Source organism: Puniceibacterium sp. IMCC21224 (assembly GCF_001038505.1).
Lineage (GTDB): Bacteria > Pseudomonadota > Alphaproteobacteria > Rhodobacterales > Rhodobacteraceae > Puniceibacterium.
In genome coordinates, this window is the sequence record NZ_LDPY01000001.1 from 1867793 (window position 1) to 1880055 (window position 12263).

A 12263-nucleotide genomic window follows, 5' to 3' on the forward strand; every position below is an offset into this window, starting at 1 on the left:
TGAATGCTGTATCGGGCACAGCTTGGCAAGCGCTCAGATCACTGTATCGTCCAACTTTGCCACACGTGCCGGGATGGACGTTGCGATAGGCTGGAACGTGCCGATCGCGACAAATTCGCGTGCAGATAACTGCTCAGCCAGCCACACGGCGAGGGCGAGTGGCTCACCATCCGGTGTGACGGGGCCATGCGTTGCGTCAAGCACCATCTTGGACGGGGCCCAGATGCAGATCTGGGCGTTCTTCATCGCCCAGTCCAATTCGGTCCGGGTGGCGACGACCTTGCAACGTGAATCGCGCCCCGCCAGAACCCAACCGTTCTGCTCAATCGAGAGCAGGTCGATACGGCGCTGCACCATTGTGTTCGCGGCAACGGGCGGGGCAGTATCAGGCGCCCCGACGACCAGAATGACCGGCACGTTACCCGCCTGAAAACCGTCGATCCAACGATTGAGGGCCTCAGAGGAAATGGCGGCATTTGACAGATACACCACTTTCGGGTGGGGTGGTTCCTGCGCGGATTCTCCGTCTTTGGTGTCGATATCCTGACGGGCGCGGACGATTTCGACCCCCAACGCCCCCGGGCCACGGTCCAGCTTTTCGATGCGCACAAAGACGCGCATCGCCTGGGGCTCCAACAGGATCCGCTCGGCGATCCGTTCGGCCAGGGTTTCCAAAAGGTTGACGCGCTCGGCGTCCAGTTCAAAGGCAATGGCTTCGGTCACGCGGTCGTAGGACAAGATGCGATCAACATCGTCGTCCAGTGGTCCGGTGAATGGCATCACCTCGACCACCACATTAAAACTGATCCGCTGGGTTGTGCCGCGTTCGGCCTGAAACGCGCCGATGTCGACCTCGACCACATGATCGCGCAGCGAAATGCGGTCGCGCGGTGCATCCCCCGCCGTGGCGATTGCTCGTTCCGATGGGTGGGCAAAGGCCAGTCGAATATCTGTGCTCATCTCTTGCTTTCGGTCCGGGGCGGTGTTCGGTCTACCCCGGGTTGGCCGGATCTCCAACCTATCCACCCGTAGCGGCGGCGAAAAAAGCAAAAAAGCCTGACCGGCACGTGAAGCGCCGATTGCGGCTCAGTTTTGGCTGAGGCGGGTGGGCTGACGATAAAAGAAATGGTCGCCGATCCGCGCCGTCAGCGGGAATTTGCGTGCCCAGTTCGGGCTGACCGCGCCGGTGTGGTAATGCGTGGCGCCATCAGTCAGCGCGCGGGTCGCGCCGGACAACATGACGCGTGCCACCTTGCCAACCTGCGAAAAGGCCGAAACCTCGTGAATAGCGTCCGACCGACCGTCACAGGTATAGGAAAACTGGCAGGCGTATTTCCGGCCCGTGCCCTGATTGATCACGCCGCAAACCGAATTGGGATAGCGCGGGCTGTCCACCCGGTTCAGGATCACCTCAGCCACCGCAAACTGGCCTTTGACCGTCTCGCCGCGGGCCTCGAAATACAGCGCCTCGGCCAGACATTGCCATTGCGCGCCACCTTGCGCCGACGACATGGTGCTGAGAAAACCAGCATCATAGCGCAGATCCTGCGCCGTCACAGGCTGTGGTGTCACCAACGTCTTGAGATGTGCAGGTCCGACGGCGCTGAGGCCGCGCTGTTCCATCTTTAGTAGCGCGCTGGCGTGGTTGGATTTGACGTCTGAAAATGCGGGGGATGCAATACAAAGTCCAGCCAGAATGGCAAATGCAAAAGATCTAATCATGGTGGTTCTCTACCTTCGAAGCATTACGGCACGTCATGCCGCACAAAACCAAGGCGTCTTAGACAAAATTTTAACCTGCGTCCAGTTAACCAGCCATGCGGTTCCGGCATGGCTGCTGCCATGGGCGGAATTCCACCAGATCGGGCGAAATGCCCTGTTTTACCTACCTCATCTTGTCGCGCAGGGCGAGTTGTGCGACAGCGAGTCGCGCCACCGGAACCCGGAATGGTGAACAACTGACATAGTCGAAACCGGCATTTCGGCAGAATCGGATCGATTCGGGGTTGCCACCATGCTCGCCGCAGATCGACACCGTGATATCGGGTGAGGCTCTGCGCGCGCGCTCAACTGCGATGCGCAGCAACTCTCCGACACCGTCGACATCCAGCAGGTGAAATGGATCCTCGGGAAAGACCCCTTGCTGCACGTAGTCGGACATAAAGCGCCCGGCATCATCACGGGACAGGCCATAGGTCATTTGCGTCAGATCATTGGTGCCGAAGCTCAGAAAATGCGCGTGTTGCGCGATTTCATCGGCCCGCAGGCAGGCGCGGGGGGTCTCGACCATCACGCCCAGCCGATAGGTAAAGTTGACGCCGCGTTCAGCCCGCACAGCGGCGGCCACTGCGTCGACACGGGCACGCACGATTTCGACCTCGCGCTGGGTCGACACCAACGGAATCATCACCTCGGGAACCACTGGGTCGCCATTGCGGCTGGCATCTATAGTCGCCTCAAAGATCGCGCGGGCCTGCATGTCGTAGATTTCCGGCACGGTGATGCCCAGACGCACACCACGCATCCCCAGCATGGGGTTGTATTCGCCCATCGCCTCGACCCGGCGGGTGACGTCCGAGACTGGCAAGGCCAGCGCCTCGGCCAGATCGCGCAGGCCGGCGCGGTCGGTTGGCAGAAATTCGTGCAGCGGCGGATCAAACAGGCGGATGCAGACCGGTTTGCCCTGCATGATGGTGAACAGCTCGGTAAAGTCGGCGCGCTGCATCGGCAGCAGTTGATCCAGTGCCGCGCGCCGATCCTCGGTCGCGTCGGCAAAGATCATCTCGCGCATCACGGTCAGCCGGTCAGCCTCAAAGAACATATGTTCGGTTCGGCACAGCCCAATCCCCTCGGCAGCAAAGTTATGCGCGGTCTGGGCGTCGGCAGGTGTATCGGCATTGGCGCGGATGCCAATGTCGCGTTCGGCATCGGCCCAGGCCATCAGGGTCTGGAACGAATCGTCCAGCGTCGCCTCGACCATCTCCGGCGCACCTGACAGCACTTCGCCATTGGTGCCGTCGACGGTGATCACATCGCCTTCGCGAAAGACGCGGCCATCTTCGGTAACAATCTGCTTGCGGCGCAGATGGAATTTCATCCGCGCTGCCCCGACGACGCAGGGCAGGCCCAACCCGCGACCGATCACCGCCGCGTGGCTGGTCATGCCGCCACGTTCGGTCAGTACCGCGCTGGCCGCATGCATCCCGCGAATATCCTCGGGCGACGTTTCGCGCCGCACCAGCACGCAGGCGTCGCCGCGCGCAGCACTCGACTGCGCCTCGGCGGCCGAGAACACGATTTTGCCAGTGGCGGCCCCCGGACTGGCGGGCATTCCGCGCCCGATCACATCGCGCGGTGCATCCTCGGACACTTGGCGGTGCAACAGTTCCGACAGCGCGCGCGGTTCAACCCGCATCACCGCCTCTTGCGGCGTGATAATGCCATCCTCGACCAGACAGACTGCGATGCGCAGCGCGGCGCGGGCGGACCGGCGCACGCGTACGCCGTCCAGAATGTGGACATGCCCATTCTCGATGGTGAATTCGATCTGCATCTCGGCGCGCAGGCGACGACGCATCAGAGCGGCATGGATTTTCAGGTCTCGGAACGCCTCGGGCGCCAATTCCTCAAGCGATGGGCCGCGCGGGTCGCGTTCCAGAAACAGCGAGGCGGCATCACCTTCGAGGGCGTCGCGGCCCTGACTCTGGCTCAGGTAGCGCCCAGTGATCTGCGGCAGCCCGGTATCGGAATCCACCAGTTGCAGCACACCCGATCCGCATTCGCCCGTGCCCAGCCCCAGCTTCATCGCCTGCACCACAAGGCCCAGACCGGCATCGACCGGCGCGCCCTTGGCCTGACGCAGCAGTCGTGCGGTCGTCCCCTCCCACGCGCGCGCCATAGATGTCAGCACATCGGCCAGTTGCCGGCCCAGATCCTGTGGAAACGGTTCCTCGGCTTCTTCCTCGTAGGCGTCCAGCGCCTCAGTCAGTGACAATGCGCCGTTATCAGCGATGCCGTCGAACGTGTCGGGGTCAAGCCGCGCGACATGAATGGCATAGGCCTGAATGAACCGAAGATAGAGCGAGGTTGCGGCCTCATTCCCAAGGGTTTCGCATAATTCGGCGTGGCGCGCGGTGTTCATCCCGATGTTCAGCACAGCCCCGGGCCCGCCCCAATCGGGATCTTCGGACGAGGGGCGGATGCACAGCAGCGTGCCGGGATCAAAGTGGCTGAGGATTGCCGGGATATCTGGCAGGGTGCCGCGCGCGATTTGTAAAACGATATCGAACGACAGCGCCACGGTGCACGGCACCGGCAGATCGAGCCGCACGAGACGTTGCAGGCATTTCGCCCGCCCGCCATGTGTCGGCGTCGCCACCGGTGCCGATGGCGTGATCAGTGTGATATGGCGGTCTTCGATCTGGATATTCTGCACTGCAGCACCTCTTTTCGCCTAGGCAGAATACGCCTGTTGCCCCGCGTGTAAAGCTGAGACAGGTCGCAGATCAGCCGTCGAGCCGGGTCAGATCCGCGACCTGAAGGCAGATCGTGCGAATCCGGCTGAGCAGGTTAAGCCGGTTGCGCCGCAGCACGGGGCTGTCTGCATTGACCTGCACATCGGTAAAGAATGCGTCAACGGCGGGACGCAGCGCGGCCATGGCCTGCATGGCTGTGGCAAAATCCTCGTCCACCATTGCGGGGGTGATTGTCTCCTCGGCACTGTCAAGCGCGGCAAAGAGCGCCTTTTCCGCGTCCTCCTCGGCATATTTCACATCCGCACCATAAGAGTATTCGACGCCATCCTTTTCCTCGGCCTGAGTGAGGATGTTGTTGGCGCGCTTGAACCCCTGCACAAGGTTGGTGCCATCCTCGGTATCGAGCACGGCCTGAAGTGCCCGGGCGCGGTTGATCAGCAGGGTAAGGTCGTCATTGCCGGGCATTGCTAGGCAGGCGTCGATGACGTCATGGCGGATGCCGTCGTCTTTCAGGAAGACCTTGAGGCGGTCGTGGAAGAATGACAGCAGGTCGGTGGACCAAGAATTTTCGGCGAAAATTCTTGTCAACGGGAGCCGCAGCGAATTGGTCACGACCAGCCGGATCACCCCCAACGCCGCGCGCCGCAGCGCATAGGGGTCTTTCGACCCTGTGGGTTTCTCATCAATCGCCCAAAAGCCAGTCAACGTGTCCAGCTTGTCGGCCAACGCCACAGCCACGGAAACGGGCGCAGTCGGCACGTCGTCGGACGGGCCGAGGGGCGAGTAATGCTCCTGACAGGCGGCAGCAACCTCCGGCGGAAGACCTGCGGCATCGCTGTAATAGCGACCCATAAGGCCCTGCAATTCCGGGAATTCATAGACCATTTCCGATGATAGATCGGCCTTGGCCACACGCGCGGCCTGTTCCGCCAGATCGGGGTCGGCACCCACGGCAGGCGCAATCTCGCGCGCGAGTGCCGCGATGCGTTCGATTCGGTCCTTTTGCGAGCCGAGCTTGTTGTGGAATGTCACATCGGCCAGCTTGTCCGTCCAGACCGACAGGCCGGGGCCGCGCGCCACGCGCAGGTCGTTTTCCCAAAAGAACTTGGCGTCCGACAGCCGTGCTGCCAGCACCTTCTGGTTGCCCGCAAGGATCGTTGCGCCATTGTCAGCCGTCTCGATATTAGCGACGGTGATGAACTTTTCGATCCGCCCGGTGGCGGGGTTCTTCACGGAAAAGAATTTCTGATGCTCGCGCATGGAAGTTTGCAGCACCTCTGGCGGCAGCGCCAGAAAATCCGCGCCAATCTCGCCCATAAGGACTACCGGCCATTCAACCAAGCCCGCAACTTCAGCCAGCAATCCACCGTCCGCGACAACCTCTAGCCCCGAGGCAAAGGCCTGGTTGGTGGCGTCGTGCCAGATCGCTTCGGACCGTTCAGAGGCAGAGAGGATGACGCGAGCGCGCTTGAGCTTGGCTGCGTAATCTTCAAAACCTGTGACAGAAAACACGTCCGGCGCCAGGAAGCGGTGACCGCGTGTGGTGTTGCCAGCGGTGATGCCATCAATTTCCAATGGCACGGTTTCTGACCCGGCCTCGGACGTCAGCACACAGAGGATCGAATGCAGCGGGCGCACCCAGCGCAAGGTGCCGTCGCCCCAGCGCATCGACTTGGGCCAGGGAAAATTGCGGATGACCTGTTCCAGCACTTCGGCGATGATCGCCGGGGCTGGGCGGCCTGGGCGTTCGATCACCGCATAGAACACGCGGCCCTTCTTTTCGTCGCGTTCGACCAGCTGGTCACGGGTCAGGCCCGCGCCGCGCAAGAAGCCTTCGATGGCTTTTTCCGGCGCGTCGGTGCGGGGGCCTTTGCGTACTTCGCGGACTATTGGGCTGGCGTCAAGCAGCCCCTCGATGGCCAGGGTCAGGCGACGCGGCGTGCTAAAGGCGGCGGCCCCTGCATAGGTCAGCCCGGCCTCAACCAGCCCGTCGGTGACGCGGGATTTGAGATCGTCGGCAGCGCGCGTTTGCATGCGGGCCGGGATCTCTTCGGAAAAAAGCTCGATCAGCAGGTCGGACATCAGGTGTCTCCGTCTGTGTCGTGGGGCGGCGGCGGGCAGGTGTCGTCCAGCGGGCTGCCGTCATAGGCCTTGTCGCCGCAATCGTTGATTTCGTGCCAGATATAGCCACGGCCGTCCTGGGTCACGGCGATGACGCGGTCGATGCCATAAGTGATGTTGCGCTGGCTGGTGAACGCCATGGCGCGCCCGGCCTCAAGGTCTTCGCCGATTGCCTCGGCGTCGAAACAATCGAACCAACCGGGTGCGACGCGGGGCGCTGCGCCGACATATTCTTTGTAGGTGTCGCTCAGGGTCGACAGCCCCATCGGCGTGGTAAAGCAGGCGCGGTAGCGGATCGGAGAGCTATTGGCGTCAATGGCGCGGAAATCCTCATACAGGATGACCTCGGGTTCGCCCGATACCTTGGCGGTCAATTGCACATCGTCCGTGCCGGTGGCGATGACCGGTTCGTAAAAGGCATAGACCTGAAGATAATACATCGCCGCCCCGGCCACGATAGCTGTGACAAGGATCGAGAGGGCAAGGATCTTGCCAGTGATATTCTGTGCCACGCGTTCAGGTCCTGTCTGGGGCAGGGCCGGAACGGCGCGCCGATGGGCGATAAGGCTGCTGCATCAGGCCACATAGCCCCCGGCTTCGGTCTGCACGAACGCATCGGCGCATGCCTTGGCCAGCGTGCGCACCCGGCCGATATAGGCCTGTCGTTCGGTGACCGATATCACGCCACGTGCGTCCAGCAGGTTAAAGAGGTGCGATGCCTTGATGCATTGGTCATAGGCCGGGTGGGCCATGATGATGCGCCTGCCGGTCTTAGGGTCTTCCGCCGGTTGATCAAGGATACGGGCGCATTCCGCCTCGGCGTCCTTGAAATGCTGAAGCAGGGTATCGGTGTCGGCCACGTCAAAATTCCAGCGGGAATATTCCTGCTCGGTCTGGCGAAAGATGTCACCGTAGGTCAGTGCAATCGGGGTTTGCGGATCGTTGAACGGCATGTCCATGACATGATCGACGCCCAGCACATACATCGCTAACCGTTCGAGGCCGTAAGTCAGCTCGCCCGCCACGGGGTGGCAGTCATGGCCGCCGACCTGTTGGAAATAGGTGAACTGCGACACTTCCATGCCGTCACACCAGACCTCCCAGCCCAGACCCCAGGCGCCCAAAGTTGGGCTTTCCCAGTCATCTTCGACAAAGCGCACATCGTGCAGCGCCATGTCGATGCCGATGGCCCGCAAGGAGCCAAGGTATAGATCCTGCATGTCGGGCGGCGACGGTTTGATCAGCACTTGATATTGGTAATAGTGCTGCAACCGGTTGGGGTTTTCGCCATAGCGTCCGTCGGTGGGGCGGCGCGACGGCTGTGCATAGGCCGCAGCCCAAGGGCGCGTGCCCAGCGACCGCAACGTGGTGCCGGGGTGAAACGTGCCGGCGCCAACCTCCATATCATAGGGTTGCAGGATGGCGCAGCCCTTGGAGGCCCAATAGGATTGCAGCCGCAGAAGGATCTCCTGAAAGCTGCGCGGTTTGCCCGCATCTGTGCCGGTGGTCTGGTCCATGCGATCTGCCCCAAGTAATGTCCGCGCCTGCTTAGGCTGATGGCGGACAAGGGTCAATTGCAGCGCTCGCCATATTTTGACGTGCATGCAGCGCGGCATTTGATACACACAGTCCGATACAACGTATAAAACGTGGAACGTACCGGGGGCATACACAGGTATGATACGATTGATTTTGACGCTGCTGACCGCGGTTTTTCTGATGGTCCGGGGCGCGCAGGCACAGGACATGGCATATGTCCAGATCGAAGCACAACCATCGCTGACCAGCGCAGAAGACCGGGCGCGCGATTACGCAAGTTACCTGCGCGATGTGAACGGGTTTGCGCTTGGGGCCGGGTGGTACGGTATCGCGCTCGGTCCCTACCTTCGCCCCGAGGCCGAGGCGCGCCTGCGTGAATTGCGCGCATTGGGCCAGATCCCGCGCGACAGCTTTATTGCCTTACCCGGCGATTTCCAGCGTCAGTTCTGGCCAGTCGGCGTCGCATTGCTGCGCGCGCCCGATCCGTCGGTGCCGTCGCAGGGCGTAACACCGGAACCCGCACCCGCCATCATCGCCGAACCGGCGCCCGTTGATGAAACCCCGCGCGAAGCCGCCGCCAGTGAGGCGCGTCTGCTGCGCAATGAACGTGAGGCGTTGCAGATTGCACTGCAATGGGGGGGCTTTTACGACTCCAGCATCGACGGTGCCTTTGGCCGTGGCACCCGCAATTCCATGGCGGCTTGGCAGACCGCAAACGGCTATGTCGTCACCGGGATTCTGACCACCAAACAACGCCAAGAGCTGCTGCGGCAATACAATGCCGTGCTTGAGGGGATGAACCTGCAACAGGTGACCGAGGCCCGTGCCGGCATCCAGATCGACCTGCCGCTGGGGGTTGTCGCGTTCGAAAAATATGAATCGCCGTTTGTGCATTTTGAATCCACCACCGACCTTGGTGCGCGGGTGCTGCTGATCAGTCAGCCCGGTGATCAGACCACACTGTTTGGTCTGTACGAGATCATGCAGACGCTTGAAATTGTGCCACTTGAGGGCCCGCGCGAACGCCGCCGCGAGGGTTTTACCCTGACCGGCAGCAACAGCCGCATCGTGTCACATACCGAGGCGCGGCTGCGTGATGGCGCAATCAAGGGGTTCACCCTGATTTGGCCCGTAGGGGATGAGGAGCGCCGCACACGCGTTCTGCGGGCGATGCAGGACAGCTTTACCACAAGCACGGTTGTGCTGGATCCCGGCAGCATGTCGGATGACACACCGTCCATTGATCTGCTGGCAGGCCTGCAGATCCGCAAGCCAAGGCTGACCGGATCGGGCTTTTATATCGACGCGGCCGGCACCGTGGTCACATCGGCGGAAACGGTCGCGTCCTGCGGGCGGATCACGCTGGATGACCGCTATGACGCCAGCGTCGTGGCGCGGGATGACGTTCTGGGCGTGGCGGTCCTGCGCCCCGATGCGGCGCTGGCACCGCAATCGTTGGCCGCGTTCAGGTCTGACCAGCCGCGTCTGCAATCCGAGATCGCGGTTTCGGGCTATTCCTTTGGCGGGGCGCTGACCGCGCCGACACTGACCTTTGGCACGCTGGAGGATCTGCGCGGGCTGGACGGGGATACCAGCCTTAAACGGCTCGCCATGGCGACGCTGCCGGGGGATGCAGGAGGGCCGGTGCTCGATTCCGGCGGTGCGGTTCTGGGTATGTTGCTGCCACGTCAGAATGGCGCGCGGCAACTGCCGGATGATGTAAGCTTCGCTGTCAAATCGGCGGATATCCAGAGTGTATTGGTCAAGGCTGGCTTGAGCGCGCGCGACACCAGTGGCGATGCGATCATGGCGCCTGAAGACCTGACGGCTGTGGCTGTCGGTATGACGGTGCTAGTCAGCTGCTGGGACTGAGCAGGGGTGCATGCGCGCCCGTCCCGCAAGGGGCGCTGAACTGCTTCTTTGACACCGGTGCCGCCTAAGAGGACCGGGACATAAAAAGGCCCCGGAGCATGCTCCGGGGTCTTTGTCGTTCGCCTGTTCGTAGATGCGGCAGGGCTTAGTTCTTGGACTTGTCGACCATCTTGCCAGCCGAGATCCACGGCATCATGCCGCGCAGTTTTTCGCCTGTCGCTTCGATCTGGTGTTCGTCGTTGATCCGGCGCGTGGCCTTGAACGACGGCTGACCAGCCTGATTTTCCAACATGAAATCACGCACAAATTTTCCGGTCTGAATGTCGGTCAGGACCTCTTTCATCCGTGCCTTGGTTTCTGCGTAGGGCAGGATGCGCGGGCCGGACACATATTCGCCGTACTCGGCTGTGTTCGAGATCGAGTAGTTCATGTTGGCGATGCCGCCTTCGTAGATCAGGTCTACGATCAGCTTCACTTCGTGCAGGCACTCGAAATAGGCCATCTCGGGCGCATAGCCCGCTTCGACCAGCGTCTCAAAGCCCATGCGGATCAGTTCAACCAGACCGCCACACAGAACTGCCTGCTCGCCGAAAAGGTCGGTTTCGCATTCTTCGCGGAAGTTGGTTTCGATGATCCCAGAGCGACCGCCACCGATGGCCGAGCAATAGGACAGGCCGATTTCCAGCGCCTTGCCGGTTGCATCCTTGTCTACGGCAACAAGGCAGGGCACGCCGCCACCCTTGGTGTATTCGCCGCGCACGGTGTGGCCGGGGCCCTTGGGCGCCATCATGATGACGTCGGTGCCGGGCTTGGGTTCGATCAGGCCAAAATGCACGTTCAGGCCGTGTGCGAATGCAATTGCCGCACCTTCACGCAGGTTATCATGCACGTATTTCTTGTAAGTGTCGGCCTGAAGCTCGTCGGGCATGGTGAACATGATCAGGTCACACCAGGCGGCTGCCTCGGCGATGCCCATAACCTTGAGCCCTTCGCCTTCAGCCTTCTTGGCTGAGGGGGAGCCTTCGCGCAGGGCGACGACGACATTCTTGGCACCCGAATCGCGCAGGTTCAGCGCATGGGCGTGACCTTGGGATCCATAGCCGAGGATGGCCACTTTCATGTCCTTGATCAGGTTGATGTCGCAATCGCGGTCATAATAAACGCGCATAGGGGTCGTCCTTCCTTGGTTAGTCTGTCGGGTCTTGCTGACCCTTGTGCGGCGCAGCATAGGCATTGGCGCGGGAATGAGTTCGCGAAATTCGCGCCGTTTTACATGATTGTGGGGTTTTCATGCGCCCAGTCCTGAAGTATCGCAATTTTCATGCTTGATGATACCGATCGCCGTATTCTGCGCCAGTTTCAGGCGACCCCCGACGCCCCGGCGCTGGAGCTTGCCGATCGCTGTGGTGTGACGGCGACCACGCTGGCGCGTCGGCTGGACAGGCTGCGCGAAACCGGCATCCTGCGCGGCACCCGCGGCGTGATCGACTGGAAGGTGCTGGGTTACGCGGTTGAGGTCAGCCTGCGCATCACACTGGACAAGACGCAGCCGCGGGCCTTTGACGATTTCGCCGAGGCTGCGCGCAAAGTGCCCGAGGTGATCGAGATCCAGACTTTTCTGGGTCAGGTCGATGTGCGCCTTTCGGTGATCGCGCGTGACATGCCCCATTATCAGCAGCTTTACCGGCAGAATATCCTGACCCTGCCGCATATCAGCGATGTTGAGGCGCTGATGCATGTGGCGCTGCTGAAATCTGACGAAAGCCTGCCGCTGTGATTGATCTGGACGACACCGACCGGGCGCTGATCCGTGCGCTGGCGCAGGATGCCACGCAAAGTGCGGGCGCATTGGGGCGTGCGCTGGGCCTGTCGCAACCTGCCGCGTGGCGCCGGATCAAACGGCTGCGCGACGCGGGGGTGTTCCGGGGGCAGCGATTGGATCTGAACCGCGAGGCGCTGGGTTTTGGCGTCACCGTTTTTCTGGGGGTCAAACTGGCCACCAAGGGGCGTGTTAGCCTGGATGATTTTGAACGCGCCGTCTGTGCCATCCCCGAGGTGCAGACAGTCGAGCATGTGCTCGGTATGTATGATTACCGTCTGCGGGTGGTGGCCCGCGACATTTCGGATTTTGAGCGGGTTCTGCGCCGACGCATCATGACATTGCCCGGTGTTGGAAATCTGGACGCCAATGTCATGCTGTCGGAGGAACGCTGCCCCGGGCCGCTGGGCTAGGGCGCGGCAATTCAGACTTTGCCA

General features: G+C 61.7%; 10 protein-coding genes. 3 read left to right on the plus strand and 7 right to left on the minus strand.

The genetic code is table 11. The annotated features are described in order from the left end of the window. Nucleotides 1–33: 33 nt before the first annotated feature. The 6 genes from IMCC21224_RS08565 to IMCC21224_RS08590 form a co-directional block, all read right to left on the minus strand. Complete coding sequence (locus IMCC21224_RS08565; RefSeq protein WP_047994992.1) at nucleotides 34–960, minus strand: dihydroneopterin aldolase; 927 nt, start codon at nucleotides 958–960, stop codon at nucleotides 34–36. A gap of 126 nt (nucleotides 961–1086) precedes the next feature. Beyond that, entirely contained in the window at nucleotides 1087–1722 is a 636-nt protein-coding gene (locus IMCC21224_RS08570; protein ID WP_047994993.1) for a cell wall hydrolase, read from the minus strand. 163 nt (nucleotides 1723–1885) lie between these two features. Next, nucleotides 1886–4435: a putative PEP-binding protein gene (locus tag IMCC21224_RS08575; protein WP_082135165.1), complete on the minus strand. Its 2550-nt coding sequence runs from the start codon at nucleotides 4433–4435 to the stop codon at nucleotides 1886–1888. 70 nt (nucleotides 4436–4505) lie between these two features. Continuing rightward, entirely contained in the window at nucleotides 4506–6557 is a 2052-nt protein-coding gene (glyS, locus tag IMCC21224_RS08580; protein WP_047994994.1) for a glycine--tRNA ligase subunit beta, read from the minus strand. Beyond that, a complete protein-coding gene (locus tag IMCC21224_RS08585) occupies nucleotides 6557–7036 on the minus strand; it encodes a DUF6446 family protein (protein ID WP_047996991.1) in 480 nt (159 codons plus the stop codon). The genes glyS and IMCC21224_RS08585 overlap by 1 nt, the downstream gene beginning before the upstream one ends. A 135-nt stretch (nucleotides 7037–7171) precedes the next feature. Further along, nucleotides 7172–8113: a glycine--tRNA ligase subunit alpha gene (locus tag IMCC21224_RS08590; RefSeq protein ID WP_047994995.1), complete on the minus strand. Its 942-nt coding sequence runs from the start codon at nucleotides 8111–8113 to the stop codon at nucleotides 7172–7174. Nucleotides 8114–8273: 160 nt separating this feature from the next. Here IMCC21224_RS08590 and IMCC21224_RS08595 point away from each other — a divergent pair, with 160 nt between their 5' ends. Then, nucleotides 8274–10007 carry a serine protease gene (locus IMCC21224_RS08595; protein WP_047994996.1) on the plus strand — a complete coding sequence of 578 codons (1734 nt, stop codon included), beginning with the start codon at nucleotides 8274–8276 and terminating at the stop codon, nucleotides 10005–10007. 145 nt (nucleotides 10008–10152) lie between these two features. Here IMCC21224_RS08595 and ilvC read toward each other — a convergent pair whose 3' ends face one another. Next, complete coding sequence (gene ilvC, locus IMCC21224_RS08600) at nucleotides 10153–11175, minus strand: ketol-acid reductoisomerase (RefSeq protein ID WP_047994997.1); 1023 nt, start codon at nucleotides 11173–11175, stop codon at nucleotides 10153–10155. A gap of 153 nt (nucleotides 11176–11328) precedes the next feature. Here ilvC and IMCC21224_RS08605 point away from each other — a divergent pair, with 153 nt between their 5' ends. Together IMCC21224_RS08605 and IMCC21224_RS08610 are read left to right on the plus strand one after the other, a co-directional pair. After that, nucleotides 11329–11784: an Lrp/AsnC family transcriptional regulator gene (locus tag IMCC21224_RS08605; RefSeq protein ID WP_047994998.1), complete on the plus strand. Its 456-nt coding sequence runs from the start codon at nucleotides 11329–11331 to the stop codon at nucleotides 11782–11784. Continuing rightward, nucleotides 11781–12239, plus strand: a complete 459-nt coding sequence (locus IMCC21224_RS08610; RefSeq protein WP_047994999.1) for an Lrp/AsnC family transcriptional regulator — start codon at nucleotides 11781–11783, stop codon at nucleotides 12237–12239. The genes IMCC21224_RS08605 and IMCC21224_RS08610 overlap by 4 nt, the downstream gene beginning before the upstream one ends. Nucleotides 12240–12263: the final 24 nt, after the last annotated feature.

Bases quoted from the DNA above. Each gene is read 5' to 3' on its own strand.
- IMCC21224_RS08565 (WP_047994992.1), bottom strand. From the start codon at position 960: ATGAGCACAGATATTCGACTGGCCTTTGCCCACCCATCGGAACGAGCA.
- IMCC21224_RS08570 (WP_047994993.1), bottom strand. From the start codon at position 1,722: ATGATTAGATCTTTTGCATTTGCCATTCTGGCTGGACTTTGTATTGCA.
- glyS (WP_047994994.1), bottom strand. From the start codon at position 6,557: ATGTCCGACCTGCTGATCGAGCTTTTTTCCGAAGAGATCCCGGCCCGC.
- IMCC21224_RS08585 (WP_047996991.1), bottom strand. From the start codon at position 7,036: ATGTATTATCTTCAGGTCTATGCCTTTTACGAACCGGTCATCGCCACC.
- IMCC21224_RS08590 (WP_047994995.1), bottom strand. From the start codon at position 8,113: ATGGACCAGACCACCGGCACAGATGCGGGCAAACCGCGCAGCTTTCAG.
- IMCC21224_RS08595 (WP_047994996.1), top strand. From the start codon at position 8,274: ATGATACGATTGATTTTGACGCTGCTGACCGCGGTTTTTCTGATGGTC.
- ilvC (WP_047994997.1), bottom strand. From the start codon at position 11,175: ATGCGCGTTTATTATGACCGCGATTGCGACATCAACCTGATCAAGGAC.
- IMCC21224_RS08605 (WP_047994998.1), top strand. From the start codon at position 11,329: ATGCTTGATGATACCGATCGCCGTATTCTGCGCCAGTTTCAGGCGACC.